Below are 16,967 nucleotides of genomic sequence, written 5' to 3' on the forward strand. Positions count from 1 at the left end.
AACGATTTAAAAAATGAAAATCATAGGAATGTAGTTGTAAAACTCAACCTGTGTAATAAGAAGATTCCTTTAGAAACCATCTTTTTCCCACAGCAATACTCAGGGAGAAATGCGTTTTCTAAATCTCATTACATAAAATGGCTTCACGTAAATTTTTCATTACTTGCTGCATATAGTGAAGATTATGGATAGAAGCCCATATTGCAGCATTAGGCTCATGAACCTTAAATAAATGACGCAGATATGCTCTTGAAATCCCCGACGAACAGGTTATGCAAGAGCATTGAGGATCTAGAGTTTCTAAGTCATGACTGTATTGTTGATGGAGAATCTTAATAGCTCCCTGTCGAGAAAGGATTAAGCCGTGGCGCGCAGCTTTAGTAGGATAAGAACTATCAAAAGAATCTATACCGCACTTTACCAGAGCTTCTATAGAAGGAAGGTCTCCAATCCCAAGAAGATGCACAGGGCGCTCTTGAGATAAACATGAAGTGGTTGCCTGTACTACGGAGTGCATCTCCTCTCTATTGCGGCCTAAACTTCCTCCTATGGCCACTCCATCGAAAGGTTCATCCTCTACAAACTTACACCCTACACGACGCTGCTCAAAGTCAGTCCCACCATGAACCACCCCATACATCGATTGATATCCTGGGTTTTTTTTATGGTAATCTAGGGAGCGCTTCTCCCAAACATAGGTTCGTGAACATGAACTTAAAAAGTATTCCTTTTCAGAATGAAAGGGGAGAAGCTCATCTAAGGGGATAATAATATCTGCACCTAAATCTTTCTGTGCCTGGACAGAAACCTCTGGGGAAAGAAAAAGTTGTCTTCCATCACGATAAGACTTAAACCACGCCCCTTCATCAGTCACTTTAAGCAAAGAGGGTGCCCCTTGTTTCTTCCCACAGCTCTTGATCTCTGCTGCTACAGAGCCATATGCTAAACTAAAAATCTGAAATCCCCCGGAGTCGGTAATTATGGGAGCATTCCTTCCTATAAAGGTATGCAAGCCTCCTAGTTTAGCAATCTCTGCAGTCCCAGGATGCAGGAGAAGATGGTAGGTATTGCAAAACAATAGGGGAATAAAACTATGATCTATGACGCCTTTAAGAGCCCCATGCGTGGCTACAGGAACAAATGCTGGGGTATCAATTACACCGTGAGCAGTTTCTATTTGTCCTACCCGAGCTCGGGAACGCGTAGATTGATGAAGAAGATGAAATTTTAGTGCCAAAATCTTAACAACTGCAAGGATTTAGAACTTTACAGAAGAAAAGAATATCGGGGGAAGGGTTTAGAGTAAATATTATTTGTTTATTCTCTAATAAGAAAAGAAGTTAAGATATTTACATAACTGAAAAACTTCCTTGCTGCAATAGGTTTTTTTTAAAAAGTCGTGTATAATAGGTAGCGATTCTTTAAAAAAAAGCTGTAAAGTCCAAAATGCATGCAGTAACCACTCCCTATGAGGAGTTTATTCAAACTATACAAACCTATCCTTCCCCAATAAAATGTCTTGTTGTTGGGAGGTACCATGACTATGGTGAGCTTGAACATACTCCCAAAAGGATCTTGCCCTATGCAAGCCAGATGCCTCTTAAAATGCGTTTGTATCGTAGTCTTCCCCTCATTTCTACACTCGCCGGAAGCATTCGGATTCTAGAAGCAATTAAAGCTCCCTTGCACCCCAAAGACCGTTGTGCACATAAAATCGAGCTTCTCTGCGGAGTTATTGAGCTTTTAGGGTTAGGAATTCTTTTATTTATTTTTGATATTGTTCGCTATGTCCTTGCTTTTGTCTTATCTCTGCTATCCATGCATGCCGTAGACTTTGCTAGCGTAATTTCCCGTTTTTCACATCCCGCATCCCAGCAAATGTTACGCTTTTCTATGTTTTTAGGGGAACTTAGCGAAGTGATTATTTAATAGCGCCCTCTTTCTATAGCCTCCGAAAACTGTAATGGGTAGAGAAATAGCGACAACGCTTAGTTTTATTAGCAATGCGAGAAAAATTACCTCGTTAAGATGCGCTACAATCCCATACAAGCCAAGATAGGAAAACATTACAGTATCGAGAATCTGAGTAATTGCTATTGTCATAGCGTTGCGAATCCCAAAGTACCGATATTTACATATTTTTTGTAACCAACTAAAAAGCCTTCCGTCTAATACCTGCACTGTCATCATGGTGACTAGGGAGGCCACGATTAAACGTAAAGTAGGAGAAAAAAGCGCAAGAAAGTGCTCTTGGCTAATATCATATTTAGAGGGGATTAAAGCTAGGTGTAGCTGTGTCATAAGCAAAAACGCCATGGTAATAACCCAGGATCCCAACATGATCTCGTTAATGCTTTCCCGATCATAAAGCTCTCGAGCATAGTTCAAGCTCGTCAACATCCCCACCATATAAACATCTGCGCTAGTCACTTCAAGTCCCCAGAGGCGCACTTGTTTTAGTACGAAAATGTTCATCACAATGGAAAGCAATGAAAGCCATCCCAAGAGCCAACTTCTTCCTCTAGAGGCGAAGAACATCCCAAAGAAGACACATAAGCTAATTTGTATACAGAAAATAATCTCGTTAACATCCATAAGAAGCAATAATTTGCATAAGACTTTGCCCTCTTGCTCCTAAAAAGGCTTCTTAACTCCCTGTAACACTAACTAGGGTATGTTAGCTAGAATAATAACACATATGCATAGGAGGGGAAAGAGCCTTTTATGAAAGCCATAAATTTTTAGAAGGGAAGAGCTTACATAAAGAAAATAAAAATCCTTAACAAATAAAAAATACAAATATTCGCTTTAGAGCTCCCTAACTCTGGGCAAACATTAAGACCAAAATGCAGTAATCCCCCTTTTATTTTCTATATAAGAGCCTATGACTCCAGCCTGTGCTAATCTGGACAAAACTACCTTTTGATTGCTACCCAAGATCACTTGCCATATTGTTGGTTTCCAAAGATCCTTGCTATCCTTGCAACTATAATTATAAGTATAATACTGCATAGTAGATTCTAATGCTTGGGTTTGGGGTTGCTCACTAACATTTTCAATAAGCAGGGAATTTAGATACAACATTAGAAGTTCTTTCAGCTTCTGACAATAATTTTTATCAAAGGTTGTTACAGATGTTTTCCAACTAGTTTGTCTTAACTTTAAAACTGCTTCAAGCGCTTCAATAATAGTAGGAGGGTACTCCTTATTCTCTTTAATCTCATCCAAAGAGGTAATATGGTCTAGATTGAACACAAAGAGGATTTCTTCTGCGATCTTCTCAAGATCAAGAGTATAAGACAATTTTAGCTCTCCTGCTTGTGAAACCGACAAGCTAATTTTACGATATTCTTCTGGAACAAAGAGAAAGTTCAGAGGGGCCACTTCTAGAGCTTCTTGATGAAGCTTAGGATAAAGAAGCTTCAACATATTCCCATCAATATCAAAAGCTAGCTTGGGTTCTGCAGAGTAAGACACCCTGCGGCATTCCAAAGGAACTCTAAAGAATAATGGATGTGCTGCAGTAATAGCTTCCTGAACTACATAAGATTTTGAGAGGAGAAGCTGTTTATCTTGATAAGGAAGGTAGGGATCTAAAAAAAAAGCATTTTTAAGAAACCTGCCTAAACATACATGCAAAAGGTAGCGCACAATATAGGCAAGAATCAACACTGGGATAAAGATAAAAGCAAGAATTTTTAAGATTCTAACGCATATGGAAGTTTTAGGGTAGTACGACAAACACACACGTACTCCCTCAGGGGATCTCCCCAAAAATACCACCTTCTCTTCTCCAAGAGAAAGAAAAGAATCGAGTGCTTCGGAAACTCTCTCTAAGCGGGTTTTAGGATAATACTCAGAAAAACCATAAGATTTCATATGCCTCTGATTTTAAGAAATTTGCAAAAAAAAAGAAAAGCGCTTCCTAAAAAATGTATGTTAGAAAGAATAAAAACTGCTAATTGGGTGTGCCCTTCTGGTATTCACGCAATTCTGAATCTTTCTTAGGCAAAAATCCAAAGAACCTATTTAGGGAAGAGGGATGAGAACAGTAGGAAGGAGTACTATTTGCTCTTCTTTTGAATTTTAAAAATCTCTCACAAAAGAAGAGATTTACTTAAGATATTGGAACTATTTTTAATAAAAACTAAAACTTACTTCAATAATATGCTGGTATAGCCGCCTCTCTAAGAAAGTTTCCTTTGAAAATAACCAACAATACTTTTAGGTAAGAAGCGATCTATGTCTATGCTATAGAAAATCCTAGTTCTTGGATTGCGGAAGACATAGATTCATCCCCTTCAAGATGATGTAGTGTAGAGGGGAGATCACCCAAATAGTTAGGAGGACAAATACTATCTGAAGAAGGATCAGTGTAATCAGGGCAACAAGGAATATTCCCCCTAATCCTACACTCTCAACAATGCCTATTAGAGTATGGCCAAAACATCTCACTTTGGAGTCTTGAGCATGGTTTGTAGACCACACACTATACAACCGTGAAAGCCCCAATATACTCCCTACTATAGGGAGAGAAGCCAGAGCCACCCTGAGCCAAGAAAAAGATAACGCTGAGATAAGACCTGAGGATTGTCGCACAAAACCTAAACGCACTAGGGGATGACGAGAGCAATTCTGTATGACAAACTCGCAACTGTCTTTATAACGACAACATAACATAAGGAAATCTTATTTATTTTTAAGAAGAACTAAAGAATCAAGAATAACATTTTATTAAAACTAAAAATAAACTAGCCACAAAAAACGATCACATTCTTTTTTAAAAAAATTAATAAAAAGAGAGAAAAATAGAAATACCCCCTCGGGAACCTTGGGGGTATTAGAATAAAAAATATGGAGGATTTTATTTTTTAAGATCGAGCTTCAGCGACAACTTCCCTAGCTTCTACATTTTGAGAATTTGAGGGTAAAAGTGTTGTGATGCTATTGCCATTTGCAGCAAAAGTTGTATCTAAGTAAGAAGAGGCAAATTCTGCACCATAGCCTGCAGTTTCCACGGCTTGCCAGATAGCATTAAAGCGGTCACCTAAAGGTAGAGCATCTGCACCTGTATGGAACCGAGCCTCACGAACGGAGAACATGTAGGCAACAGTGAACCTGTCTCCGCTGACATCAGAAACAATAACGGGAACTAGGTCGTGGCACTCGCTATAGATAGAGCACAAAGTATTAAATGTTTCTTGATTGACATTACAACACACACCGGAGAAAAAGATGCCGCTGCCTTCTTCAAGAGTGACAACTTCCGCATTGATATCTGCAAGTTTTGCTTTGTCTCCAGAAACATTAAAGTTAAAACTACGACGACAGCCTAAAACGTTTACAGGAATACTCCATAAAGCAGACTGTGAAAGTGTTTCCCGAAAAACTTCTGGGTTCATCAATTCGTTATACATCACAACAAAAAGAGAATTGAGTGGAGAAGGGGAAACTGCAGCAGCAATCCTCTCCCAAACGGCATCAGGATGTTTAAGAGCACCATGGTCAAATTTTGGCAATGCAGCTTCGGCTTCTCTAGCCTCAGAATAATCTTTAGTAAAGACGTCATGTCTGCATCCTGCTAAAACAAGCGATACGCACGCAAAAGCCAAAATGCTAACTCTTTTTATAAAATTAAGTGAGCTTGATGTTTTCATATTTCACTCTCTTTACACTATCTTAAACAAAAACGAAGCTAGACTAGCAGCACGAATCTTTGTTTACGATAAAAAAAATTATATAAAAAAAGAACCAGGAGCAGGGGAAAATAAGCGATATTAAAAAATAAAGAGAACTAGGATGGATAGATTTGTAAATTCTTCCTATCTCTAAAAATCTTTCCTCTACTAGCGCTGTTATAAAGCGAGGTAAAAGACCTTTTCTATAGAAATTCTAGAAGGGCCATAGACTTTACAAACTCTATTTATCTTAGAGTTCGCTAACTTGTATTACCTCTATACTGCGCAATCTCTCAAGCTCTTTTTGCAAAGATTGGGCCTCTTTTTCCGTTGCTGCAAGCTGTTTCCTTAGGATTCCTACAAGACTGGAATTTACAGAGCTCACTACAAAATAAGCACCTAGACCAATAAATAAAATTCCAAGAATCACCAACACTGAAGCCACAGCAATGATGGGAACATTTAGCATACTTAATCCACTAAGAAGGAACAGAATAACAAAACTTGATATGATCGTTCCCAAGCCTAAAGTAAAAACCATAATATCTATAAACAAACGATAAGAGGTCATGCGCTCTATTTTCAGCTCATTATAAGGCAAAGATGTTTGAGTCCCCACTGATATTGGGGAAAGTTCCACTGAAACAGTCATGTTTTCATATCCTAGTGAGTTTTCACAAACAAAATATGTTAAAAAAATTTTTAATTTTCAAGATGTGCATGGAATTCTTTCCTAGAAACCTCTTGGAAGGCATTTCTATTAAAACATAAATGACTCACAGGCACTTGACAATATTCATTAAAATCTTAAAACTTATTTTCTTTTGATCGCAAAAGGAACAAATGGAAGAGGCGTTAACCTTTGATGATGTTCTTCTTCTCCCACAATACTCTGAAGTTCTTCCTTCAGACGTCTGTATAGAAACGAGACTGTCTTCCTCTTTATCTTTGTCTATCCCTATCCTCTCAGCTGCCATGGATTCTGTGACAGAGCTTCCTATGGCTTTAGCTATGGCTCAGCTAGGAGGAATGGGTGTTGTGCATAAAAACCTCTCCAAAGATGCTCAAAGCCTCTGTGTACAAGAATTCAGAAAGTGCACTGGGAAGGAAATGCCTATCGCAGCTGCGATAGGCATAGGGAATCCAGGAATAGAAAGAGCTCAGGCGCTGGTAGAAGCTGGAGTTCAAGCTTTAGTCATAGATACCGCTCATGCGCACTCTAAATCTGTACTACAGACTGCTATACAGATAAAGTCTCTCTTCCCTGCAACAACATTAATTGCTGGAAATATCGTCACAGGAGAGGCTGCAAAGCAGTTAGCAGATGTTGGTGTAGATGCTGTTAAAGTGGGGATTGGGCCAGGCTCTATTTGCACCACTAGAATTGTATCTGGAGTGGGCTGTCCCCAAATTACTGCGATCCTTTCAGTATCTCAAGCTCTTCAAGGTTCTTCTGTTTCCCTTATTGCAGATGGAGGGATGCGCTATTCTGGGGATATTGTCAAAGCCTTAGCTGCAGGGGCAGATTGTGTCATGCTTGGAGGGATGCTTGCTGGAACAAAAGAAGCTCCAGGGGAGATAGTATATATCGAAGAGCAAGCTTATAAAAAGTATCGAGGGATGGGTTCTATAGGAGCAATGAAGCAAGGTAGCGCAGATCGCTATTTTCAAAAGCAGGAGCAGAAAAAGTTTATTCCGGAAGGCGTCGAAGGGTTTGTTCCTTTTAAAGGCTCTGTTAAAGATGTGCTCTTTCATATCCTCGGGGGGCTGCGTTCAGGAATGGGATATTTAGGGGCAAAGACACTTAAAGAACTTAAGAAAAACACCACTTTCATAAAGCTCTCACAAGCAGGAAGAGCTGAAAGCCATGTACACAATCTTTACCATGTGCAACGCTCCCCGAATTATTAATCTTTACCCAGGAAGGGCATATGAGCACTATAGTCATTCTTGACTTTGGATCTCAGTATACGCAACTTCTTGCGAAACGCATTCGTCAGCTTTCCACGTACTGTGAAGTTCTCCCTTGGGATGTTTCTTGGGAAACTCTACGCTCTCTTTCTCCCTTAGGAATTATTTTTTCTGGGGGGCCTCATTCGGTGTTTCACGAAAACTCTCCTAAGGTACCCTGGGAAATTTATGAGAGCTCCATTCCTATTTTGGGAATTTGCTATGGGATGCAGCTTATCTCCAAAGACTTTGGCAGCGAAGTGTATCAAGGGAATCGAGAATTTGGCTATACACCAATTACTCTTATGGCTAGCGAGCTTTTCAAAGATATTGTCTTGGAAGAGAAAGATTTTGTTACTGAAATCCGCATGAGCCATAGCGATTACGTAGCAAAGATTCCAGAAAACTTTAAGCTTATTGCCAGCACACCTACCTGTCCGATTGCTGCGATAGAGCACATGCAGAAAAAAATTTTCTGTGTACAATTTCATCCTGAGGTTTCTGACACGACTCCTGTAGGGGAGAAGATCCTAAAAACTTTTGTGCAACGTATTTGCCAAGCTCCAAGCACCTGGAATCCCCAAGCTATTCAGGAGAGTCTCATTCGCGATATCCAAGAGAAAGTTGAGGAAAATGAACGTGTTCTTCTAGGCCTTTCTGGAGGAGTAGACTCTACGATAACTGCTGCACTCCTTCATAAAGCGCTTGGGGAACGTGTAATTTGTGTGCTTGTAGATACAGGATTCCTTCGAGAAAACGAAGTAGAAGAAATTGCCTCGCAATGTGCCTTTCTTAAAGAGAACTTGCTTATTGAGAATGCCTCTGAACTTTTCTATAGCAAACTTAAAGGCATCCATGATCCCGAGGAGAAAAGAAAACTTCTTGGACAGACCTTTATTGAAGTATTTGAAAGCATAGCCAAGAACCTCGATATTCATTGGCTAGCTCAAGGTACAATTTATTCTGATGTCATTGAATCCGCACATTCTGGGAACTCCTCGCAAGTGATCAAGTCCCATCACAATGTTGGAGGCCTCCCTGAACATCTCCATCTTAAGCTTTTAGAACCCTTGCGCTATCTATTTAAGGATGAAGTTCGTACATTGGGAAGATCGCTATCTTTATCTTCACAGCTTATAGATCGTCATCCTTTCCCAGGGCCGGGTCTCGCGATTCGCGTTTTAGGGGAAGTCCTTCCTGAGTACCTTCCCATTCTTCGTAAAGCAGATAAGATTTTCCTTGAGGAGCTAGATGCTCAGGGGTTACTTACCTCTATAAATCAAGCTTTCGCAGTGTTCCTCCCTGTAAAATCTGTTGCAGTTAAGGGAGACTGCAGAAGCTATGGATATACTATTGCCTTAAGAGCAATAGAATCCACAGATTTTATGACCTGCCGTTGGGCTCATCTCCCTTATGAATTTTTACATCGCTGTTCTTCTCGTATCATTAACGAGATCCCAGAAGTTAGTCGTGTTGTTTATGATATTTCTGATAAACCCCCTGCAACTATTGAGTGGGAATAACTGTGTATACTGTAAGGCTTTCTAAGTTGCTTCTTGAAATTAAGGAAGCTCTTTTTCAAATTCAAGGGCTTCCTTGTACAGAAACTCTTATCCGAAATCTTCCTAAAGCAGATATCCATGTACATCTTCCTGGGACAATCTCCCCACAAACCGCCTGGCATCTTGGAGAGCGCCATGGCTTCCTATCCTGGAAACATTCTTGTTGGGAAGACTCTCGCCTCCTCTCCCCACATAACCCCCACAAAAAATACTCCGAAATCTTTGTCAACTTCGAAGAACTCCGCTACGACAGCCATCCAGACCTAAGACTTTTGCGCTACCACATAGTCCCCCAAGACTTTAGTAGTTTCGATCGTATCATGGCTACAGTCCAAGGGCATAGATTCCCACCTGGAGGGATTCAAACTAAAGAAGACATTTCTCTGATCTTGCAAGCATATCTACACCACTGTCTTGAAGACAATATCTTCTATACTGAAGTCCAACAAAATATCCGTCTTGCCCATACTATCTATCCTCATCTCCCTCCTCACAAGGCCCGTGAAAGCTTCTATCAACTCCTAGCACACTTCCAACAGCTCTTTTCACAATACGGTATCATTTTACATTTCCTTAATTGCTTCAATAAAACCCAAGTTTCTGGACTTTCGACAACCTCTCAGGAACGTGCTATAGAAGCTGCTCTATGGCTTAAAGAAACCCAAGAGTCTTTCCCTGGTCTTTTTGTAGGTTTACAATCTGCAGGGCTAGAGTCTTGTCCCGGAGCCTCTCCATCTCTTCTTTCTCAGGGGTACTACCTCGCTTACGAACATGGCTTTGGCTGTGAGGCTCATGCAGGGGAGGGGATTGGCTTTCAGTATCTTCACGACACTCTCCATGAGCTTCCCGTGCAACGCATTGCGCATGGATTTCAAGCAATAGAAAACCTCAGCACTATCCAAGCCATTAAAGAATCTCAAATTACCTTGGTAATGTCTCCGGTAATTAACCTTATCTTAGGAGCAAGGATTTACCACTATCACAACAAGCAAAAAGTTGGAAAGACTTTCATCCATAACCTCGATGCGCATCCTATTTTCCATCTCTTTCGTGACTATGGGCTAAACGTTGCTCTAAGCTCTGATAATCCCCATATGGGAGGAGTCTCCCTATGTACTGCAATGCTGTTGCTTGCAGGCATACAGCCTGTAAATATAAACCCTTTATCAATACAAGCTGCACAAGCATCTCCTCTACAACTTCACGAGCTCATTACCCTTATGATACACGCTATAACTTCAGCTTTTGCCTCTGAGGACATCAAGCTTCAGTTTTTAACCAGACTTAAAGAGTTTATCTCTGAGCTCATAGTTTCCTCTAAATTTTCCTTAAGATAAGCCAATATCTTCTTCTTAAACAGAGTGTGTTTCCACTTTCTCTAAAGACTTTCTCTAGATTGATAAGAAAAGAGCATAAGTTACATCTCTATGCCTTTGTTTATTGTGAAATACATATCTTGAAGGCAACATATTTATCGAATTGCCACAAAATTCTCACAACTTAATTTTTTATTTATTGGAAAGAGACGAGCACAACACTTTGCAAACAACTTTATGCTCCAGGACTCGCAGAGGGATGCACTTGCAAAAAAAAACCTCCCCAGGAAACGGTAAAAGACCACTGTTTTCTGGGGAGGGGAGTGCTAAAATATTTTCTTCTTATAAGCACACACTAGGTCTTTTAATAATAAACACTGCATCGCCAGCAACAGTTGTTCTTGTTATTGTTTGATGGCAATCTTTCATAGCAATTGCAGATAAGTATCTGCCACTCGAGACATGCTTAAAGCGCACAGCATCTCCATCACGGATAAAAAGATCCTTAGTAAGGTCTAGTTTTTCAATAACCCAAGCAGAACGATCTGTATACTCCGGCATATCTAAGTACCCCTCTTCCCAACTCCCATAAAAACTTAAAGCATCGTACTGGATAAACTCTTTACCATAGTTGCCAAAGCGTGAAGAAAGACAACACAGAGAATAGGCACTATTATGTAAGACATTTTGATGGGTTCGAAGATTCCCAAGGAAGAAATAAAAGACTAGAGGTTGCGCTCCAGAAGCTTCCTTTACAGTAGGGAATAAATAGGGAAGAGTAGACCACGTACTCTTATAAGGGTCACTCACAACTAGAGGAGCCTTCTCAGAACAAAGAATAAATTGTGATGCCGACCAATGATAACCTGTCGTAAAGATTTTATCCTTAGGTTTGTCAATGTTCGGGGTGTTTTCTTTAAGATACTCTAAAATTGCTTTCCCTAAGGCGCTTTTTGTTTTTGCAAGCACCTGAGGATTCATAGAAGGGAAATACTCAGGGGTAATTAACTCCGTGATTGGAGAGACGCTAATCTCTAAAGGTACAGGCTCTTGAGGAATGCTTTCAGACCACGGTTTAAAGTCTAGCTGATCTTTGCTAATTTCAGGGAGAACTGTGCCTCCTAAAAATACAGTTTGTGCAGATAAGGACTCAGAGTAGAAAGTGTATCCTTGCTCTGTACTTGTTGAGGTTTTACTTTTCAATAAGACCTCAGCAGCAGCTACCTCTATAGAAATATTTTTTTCTTGAAGTTTTTCAATATCTTCAACAGAGATCTTTAAGAACTGAAAACCCACTCCTCCATACGTTACTGAGGTGGTGTAATGTGTCCCGACTTCCTTAATAAAGCTCTGTAAAGAAGCAGGCTTATGGATATCAAGCTTCTTTTCTATCCAAAAGCAAAACTCACTATCTAACTTTAGGTTCTTAGGATCATAACCGATATCCTGTTTCAAAGTATAGAGAGTATGCGTTGCTGTAGAATGTGTTACAGTGTTTTTACAGGCACAGGTATTTTTCCTGACAAAGTCAAACGTCATACTTCCAGAAAATGCCGAAGCATTAGACGCAGCCTCGCCAATAACCGTACTCATAGGGTCCTCATCCATATCCTCTTCCATGCACATTCCTAAAGCATATGCATGCTTAAAACCTACATGGTAGATATGGGAATCATCAAGGCTCTGTTGAAACCCAGACTTTATCCTACGAAGCGCATACGTTTGCTCTGAAGGAATTTTTATCTCAGAAATCGCACGATCTATCAAAACTGCAGCGATCGTATGTGCCCCTACCTGAATCTGATAATTAAACTTATCTGCATCAAATCCCTGAAGGTCTAACCGTACATCTCCCTCAGTTAAAATCTGACTCTTTGCCTGATTCCTCCAAATATTTGTATAAGTCATCTTGTTAATCAAGATCTTCGCAAACCTCTTTGCTTTCTTGACAATATCTGGAAGATTGGCAGAGTAGCTAGGGAAGAGATGCTTACGCTCTACTCGAATCTCTTTAGAGTTTGACCCTGGAGCCATTCCCATCATACCCATCATAGGTGGGGGGAGGTGTACTGTTACCGTCGCAGAAAAATTGCTCGAAAAGGAAGTCTTCTCATCAAAAATTGAAGTATTTATCGCTACGTCTGCAGTATGTTTAGGAAAGATCTTTGTCCCTGGAGGGATCCCAAATCTTCCATCTGGGCTAGCAATAGCTGTCGCTTCTGTAAAGGAATAATCAACCACTCCACAAGGGCTCAAGCTATTTACGATATTTGCAGGATCTAATTTCACAATATCTACAGCCTGTCCTAAAAACGAGACATTCTTGATTAACTCCATGGGCTCAGATTGCAAACACGGCTCTCTATCCTCTTCAGATAAGCGATAGATTTGCCCTTGCAAATAACTCCTCATGAATCCTTCTTGGATCTCTGACACTATATCAGCATCAAACGGCTGTTTTAACAAAGAATTAGCAACTACACATATAGCAACAGGCCTCTGCAAAGCCACATTTTTGATAGTATAGTAAGCTCCATACGCATCCATACGTGAACATAGAAGAACAAACGTATTCGCATTCTCATTTTCTTGCGAAGAACATAATCCAGATGTCGGAACTTCTTGGGGAAAATCATGTGCTGATAATCCCTTAATAAAAGCTTCTAAGGCATCTTCAGCTTCAAAAGGAATCGCCAAAAACTCCTCATGACTTAAAGAAAGGCTCTCGTTAAAAGAATCAAAGACGGATAGTTTTTTCATAGATAACCACAATTGGACTTTAACACAAAGATCGTTTGTGTTCTTAAGACAAGATAAAACCAATGGTTTTACAGAAAATTAAGAAATAAATCAAAATAAGAAAGACAAAAATTTAAAGAGTGCCTTTCTTCATTTTTAGGGAATAAAATGAAAAGCCTATTTTTTAAGCAGCATAAAGGGATTTCTTACCTTATCATGTATTTTTAGCTGAAGAAGAAAGTGAGGAGAAAACTATACTCAATACTGCATCAGATGGGAATCCCGGCAAGGGGGGATGATAAGGAGTAGATTGAGGGTGAGGGGTCCACAAGCGATTCCCAACAACTCTCAACAAAACCTCCTCTATAGGCAAGTACCCAGGAAGTGGAAGTGGATTAGGATTACTTGGAGGAGCAGCATTAAAAAGATGATACTCTCCATCACAAGAGGGTTTGGGAAACCTTGTTTCTAATGGAGTCTGAGTCTGAGAAGGCATGTAACCTACAGCTAATGCAGGTTTTGATAGCAAGGGATTCATAGTACTTTTATTCTTATAAAATAAGAACAATAGCAACTACTCTGCCAGAAAATTGTCTTTTTTCTTTCAGAAAAAGAAAATTTTAATTTTTTAGATCTTCTATCACATGCTCGTCTAAGTCCACAAAGAAGAAGAGATGCTTATAAGCATGTATACCTGAAGATCTAAACTATTTCGATCTCCTATCACTGGTCAGGGAGAAACTAAAAAAGAACTAATCTTCTTCTAGATCATCTTGCAGATGCACGCGATTACGCTTTATATATACATTCTCCATAGTAACCTTATGGCTATGAGAGAGTAGATACTCCCAAAATCTATTCACACTTTCTTTTTGAGATGGCGTCATTCCTTTGATCATCAGAATATTCTCAGTATTCCCCGTAAATCCACGTTTTGTCCAGTTTGCAGATCCTACTATCAAATTCTCATCTATTACACACATTTTACAGTGAAGACATCCACACTCCAAACATTCTAAAAGCTCTATTTGAGAATTTAATTTTTGTAATTCTAAAAATGTCGTAAGTCGTTGAACACAGTCTACTATTATCGTAACTTTTACTCCTCGCCTATGGGCTCTATCTAAAGCCTCCAAAATAGAAGTATGAGAAATAATAAACACTGCCACAAGGATCTCTTTCTTAGCCCTATCTATTGCGTGTACGATCTCTTTAGAAACATCAGGACCATTTCGATACAAGGAGTAATAGATAATCTCTTGTCTTCGAACGTAACATTTTCCAGAAAAATTGCGTTTCATAAAATAGCACAATTTAGGACTATGGATTTTTATTAAACAGTTAGCGTCACTATGAATTGATACATTCGAGAAGTTCATCGTCCCTATGATAGCTACACTATCATCTATGATGATCTCTTTTTTATGCTGGAAGGATCTATGAGATTTTGTATTCAGCTGTAACTTCATATGAGAAGCATCAGAAAATACTTCCGCATTATCTCTTAAAAGCTGATAGTGTACACTGACATTAAGACCTTCATCTGCTCTTTCTCTTAAGGCTCGCATAATACTTTCTGAAGATAGATGGTAAATTTTTACGTTTATCTCACTGGAGGCAGATCTAATAGCGCTTAAAATAATCTCCTCTATGTTATCCCCACAGTCTTTAGAGAAAAATTGTACACCTTCCTCAAGACAATGAGGAGACCCTGGAATATTTAATGCTTTATGAACAAGAGATTGAGGAACCACACTCTCTTCAGGTCTCTGTTTTCTTACTTTAGGACGCGCTCCTAAAGAAGAATAACCCGCACCCTCTACGGGACAACTTGCATCTCCTCTTCCAGCCGATACCCCTTCTGACTGGGGGGGGGGGGGGACGTAGGGATGGGACATAGTGAACCTGGGTATAAACTCCTTGGCAGAAGGGTTTAAATTCGAGGTTTTTTTACTGCACTCTATAGTCTCTAAAGATAATCTGGAAATCCCAACCGCCAATGCATTCGGCCCATGCGCGCACAACATAAAATTGTAGCCACAATACGGGCAGGGATAAACAGGAGGGATACTCATAAATTCTTCAAATAAAAACTAAAAAAAACAATTTTATTATTATTCTTTTATAAAAACATCATATTTTATTGATAATAAACATTTTTAATTCTCAAAATTAACCTAAAATTAAATTTAATTTCTTTATATTTGAAAATGTAAATGTCTTTACAATGAAACTCTCTCTCTAAAACAGAGAGGTTTTTAGGCTTTCAAATAAAAAATCTTTTGATCTTTAATGCAAATTAAGTAGAAGAAGTTGATGGTTGATCAGAATCTGGGAAGAGAGGTCGGCTATGCTCTTCAAGAAATTTCCATAGTTCCATGAAACATCGTAACTGTGTTTCAGTCAAAGGACGAAAAATAAATATATCTTCTAAGTTTTTATTTAATCCTCCACCAGTCCAATTCGCAGAACCGGATATAAGAACCCTAGAATCTATACAACAAGCTTTTGTATGAAGTGTACCCTCACATGTTCGTTCAAAAATATAAGAAGAAAGTTTCCTATGCTTTAAGGTTTCTCTCATTAGTTGTTTTTCTTTAGTATCGACAATAATTTTTATAGAAACGCCTCTAATTAAAGCTCCTTCTAAACTAAATAAAATTTCTGATTGGGTTAAGGTGTGAATAGAAAGAAGAATACTGTTTCTAGCTCTATCTATCTGCTCAGTAATTATACTAACATTCTCTAAACGTCTCCTCGTTCTGCAGATGGGGTAATAATCTACTCTCTGCTGGTTATTAATATTTGCTGTTCCATGATGACCTGAAGAAACTATCTTATATAATGAAGAGCTAAAAATTCTTAGAGTTACGTTTACATCTCGATATAAAGATAAATCAGTATAATTTGCGCTTCCTGAAATAACCAAGTTACTATCAACGAGAAGTGTTTTTTTATGTAATAACGCATCACCACATCTCTTATCTAACGCGATCTTAGAACCTTTAGCCTGGCTCTCTAATTCAGGAGACTCTTGATAGTGAACACAAATAGGAATCTGCATGGATTTCCTAACAAGAGTTTCAATTATTTTCTCTGAATTAATATGATAAATTTTTAATAAAATCTTTTTTCTTGCTTCTTCAATAGCGCTACAAATCATTCCCATAGGATCACTATGGGTGGTTTGATAAGTAGAAAAGAGTTGTATTCTATCCTCTTGATTTTTTGGTATGCGCGGGATAGCTGCATGATGTACTCTTCCTTCAAGGCCTCTACGATGTTCATCATGATCCCTACGTTCATAGCGCTCTCTGTCTCTTCTTCTGCTTTCTTCACTCCGATGTCCACCACCATGCCTATACTCCCTGTGTTCTCTTATGTATCTATGATGATCTCTAGTATGATGATCTCTAGAACTTCTTGATGTTGACGCTCTTCTATTATCAGATGCTCTTCGTCCTTCTAGAGACGACCTGCGATGTTGATCACTTGAATATGGGTGGTATCTTGAACTTCCCCCCCCCCCCCCAATACTACGTGTACTCATAACCTTTTAAGCAAAAAAAACAATCTATTTCACAAAACAACAAAGAATATATAAACACGAAGATCTTTAACTCAATTTAAAATAATTTTAAAATAAAAAACCTCAAACTATTCTCGAATAGAAAATTTTTTCTTATAAAATATGAGAAATATAGATCTATAATTGTCTATTC

General features: G+C 39.0%; 15 protein-coding genes. 4 read left to right on the plus strand and 11 right to left on the minus strand.

Features of this window, described 5'->3' with window-relative positions:
- Window positions 1-118: 118 nt before the first annotated feature.
- Entirely contained in the window at window positions 119-1,237 is a 1,119-nt protein-coding gene (gene tgt, locus G5S_RS04050) for a tRNA guanosine(34) transglycosylase Tgt (protein ID WP_013712929.1), read from the minus strand.
- A 209-nt stretch (window positions 1,238-1,446) separates the two neighbouring features.
- Here tgt and G5S_RS04055 point away from each other — a divergent pair, with 209 nt between their 5' ends.
- Window positions 1,447-1,929, plus strand: a complete 483-nt coding sequence (locus G5S_RS04055; RefSeq protein WP_013712930.1) for a hypothetical protein — start codon at window positions 1,447-1,449, stop codon at window positions 1,927-1,929.
- Here the strand turns inward: G5S_RS04055 and G5S_RS04060 are convergent.
- From G5S_RS04060 to G5S_RS04080, 5 genes are all read right to left on the minus strand, one after another.
- Complete coding sequence (locus G5S_RS04060) at window positions 1,900-2,595, minus strand: queuosine precursor transporter (RefSeq protein WP_013712931.1); 696 nt, start codon at window positions 2,593-2,595, stop codon at window positions 1,900-1,902. The two genes, G5S_RS04055 and G5S_RS04060, sit on opposite strands and share 30 nt — an antisense overlap.
- 240 nt (window positions 2,596-2,835) lie before the next feature.
- Window positions 2,836-3,879 (minus strand): DUF648 domain-containing protein, encoded by a 1,044-nt coding sequence (locus G5S_RS04065; protein ID WP_013712932.1) that lies wholly within the window; start codon window positions 3,877-3,879, stop codon window positions 2,836-2,838.
- 384 nt (window positions 3,880-4,263) lie between these two features.
- Window positions 4,264-4,680 carry a hypothetical protein gene (locus tag G5S_RS04070; protein WP_024010915.1) on the minus strand — a complete coding sequence of 139 codons (417 nt, stop codon included), beginning with the start codon at window positions 4,678-4,680 and terminating at the stop codon, window positions 4,264-4,266.
- Between the two features lie 191 nt (window positions 4,681-4,871).
- Complete coding sequence (locus G5S_RS04075) at window positions 4,872-5,612, minus strand: hypothetical protein (RefSeq protein ID WP_041467039.1); 741 nt, start codon at window positions 5,610-5,612, stop codon at window positions 4,872-4,874.
- A gap of 316 nt (window positions 5,613-5,928) precedes the next feature.
- Window positions 5,929-6,330 carry a hypothetical protein gene (locus G5S_RS04080; RefSeq protein WP_013712935.1) on the minus strand — a complete coding sequence of 134 codons (402 nt, stop codon included), beginning with the start codon at window positions 6,328-6,330 and terminating at the stop codon, window positions 5,929-5,931.
- 191 nt (window positions 6,331-6,521) lie between these two features.
- Between G5S_RS04080 and guaB the strand changes: the two genes are divergently transcribed.
- From guaB to G5S_RS04095, 3 genes are read left to right on the plus strand one after another with little or no spacing between them, the layout of a single operon-like run.
- A complete protein-coding gene (guaB, locus tag G5S_RS04085; RefSeq protein ID WP_013712936.1) occupies window positions 6,522-7,589 on the plus strand; it encodes an IMP dehydrogenase in 1,068 nt (355 codons plus the stop codon).
- Between the two features lie 20 nt (window positions 7,590-7,609).
- Window positions 7,610-9,151, plus strand: a complete 1,542-nt coding sequence (gene guaA, locus G5S_RS04090) for a glutamine-hydrolyzing GMP synthase (RefSeq protein ID WP_013712937.1) — start codon at window positions 7,610-7,612, stop codon at window positions 9,149-9,151.
- Window positions 9,152-9,153: 2 nt separating this feature from the next.
- Window positions 9,154-10,527, plus strand: a complete 1,374-nt coding sequence (locus G5S_RS04095; RefSeq protein WP_013712938.1) for an amidohydrolase family protein — start codon at window positions 9,154-9,156, stop codon at window positions 10,525-10,527.
- Window positions 10,528-10,848: 321 nt separating this feature from the next.
- Here G5S_RS04095 and G5S_RS04100 read toward each other — a convergent pair whose 3' ends face one another.
- From G5S_RS04100 to G5S_RS05055, 5 genes are all read right to left on the minus strand, one after another.
- Window positions 10,849-13,266: an MAC/perforin domain-containing protein gene (locus tag G5S_RS04100; RefSeq protein WP_024010916.1), complete on the minus strand. Its 2,418-nt coding sequence runs from the start codon at window positions 13,264-13,266 to the stop codon at window positions 10,849-10,851.
- Window positions 13,267-13,459: 193 nt separating this feature from the next.
- Window positions 13,460-13,783 carry a hypothetical protein gene (locus G5S_RS04105; RefSeq protein ID WP_041467040.1) on the minus strand — a complete coding sequence of 108 codons (324 nt, stop codon included), beginning with the start codon at window positions 13,781-13,783 and terminating at the stop codon, window positions 13,460-13,462.
- 214 nt (window positions 13,784-13,997) lie between these two features.
- On the minus strand, window positions 13,998-15,143 hold the full coding sequence (locus tag G5S_RS04110; protein WP_013712940.1) for a phospholipase D-like domain-containing protein: 1,146 nt from the start codon (window positions 15,141-15,143) through the stop codon (window positions 13,998-14,000).
- A 401-nt stretch (window positions 15,144-15,544) separates the two neighbouring features.
- Complete coding sequence (locus G5S_RS04115) at window positions 15,545-16,414, minus strand: phospholipase D-like domain-containing protein (protein WP_329735263.1); 870 nt, start codon at window positions 16,412-16,414, stop codon at window positions 15,545-15,547.
- Window positions 16,405-16,602: a hypothetical protein gene (locus tag G5S_RS05055; RefSeq protein WP_035416166.1), complete on the minus strand. Its 198-nt coding sequence runs from the start codon at window positions 16,600-16,602 to the stop codon at window positions 16,405-16,407. The genes G5S_RS04115 and G5S_RS05055 overlap by 10 nt, the downstream gene beginning before the upstream one ends.
- Window positions 16,603-16,967 lie beyond the last annotated feature (365 nt).

It is taken from the genome of Chlamydia pecorum E58, assembly GCF_000204135.1.
Classification (GTDB): Bacteria; Chlamydiota; Chlamydiia; order Chlamydiales; family Chlamydiaceae; genus Chlamydia; species Chlamydia pecorum.

Excerpts from the sequence above, each read along its gene's own strand:
- G5S_RS04105 (WP_041467040.1), bottom strand. The coding sequence starts at position 13,783 with ATGAATCCCTTGCTATCAAAACCTGCATTAGCTGTAGGTTACATGCCT.
- G5S_RS04100 (WP_024010916.1), bottom strand. The coding sequence starts at position 13,266 with ATGAAAAAACTATCCGTCTTTGATTCTTTTAACGAGAGCCTTTCTTTA.
- G5S_RS04065 (WP_013712932.1), bottom strand. The coding sequence starts at position 3,879 with ATGAAATCTTATGGTTTTTCTGAGTATTATCCTAAAACCCGCTTAGAG.
- G5S_RS05055 (WP_035416166.1), bottom strand. The coding sequence starts at position 16,602 with ATGGTGGTGGACATCGGAGTGAAGAAAGCAGAAGAAGAGACAGAGAGC.
- G5S_RS04055 (WP_013712930.1), top strand. The coding sequence starts at position 1,447 with ATGCATGCAGTAACCACTCCCTATGAGGAGTTTATTCAAACTATACAA.
- guaA (WP_013712937.1), top strand. The coding sequence starts at position 7,610 with ATGAGCACTATAGTCATTCTTGACTTTGGATCTCAGTATACGCAACTT.
- G5S_RS04115 (WP_329735263.1), bottom strand. The coding sequence starts at position 16,414 with ATGGGAATGATTTGTAGCGCTATTGAAGAAGCAAGAAAAAAGATTTTA.
- G5S_RS04060 (WP_013712931.1), bottom strand. The coding sequence starts at position 2,595 with ATGGATGTTAACGAGATTATTTTCTGTATACAAATTAGCTTATGTGTC.
- G5S_RS04070 (WP_024010915.1), bottom strand. The coding sequence starts at position 4,680 with ATGTTATGTTGTCGTTATAAAGACAGTTGCGAGTTTGTCATACAGAAT.
- guaB (WP_013712936.1), top strand. The coding sequence starts at position 6,522 with ATGGAAGAGGCGTTAACCTTTGATGATGTTCTTCTTCTCCCACAATAC.
- G5S_RS04080 (WP_013712935.1), bottom strand. The coding sequence starts at position 6,330 with ATGACTGTTTCAGTGGAACTTTCCCCAATATCAGTGGGGACTCAAACA.
- G5S_RS04110 (WP_013712940.1), bottom strand. The coding sequence starts at position 15,143 with ATGTCCCATCCCTACGTCCCCCCCCCCCCCCAGTCAGAAGGGGTATCG.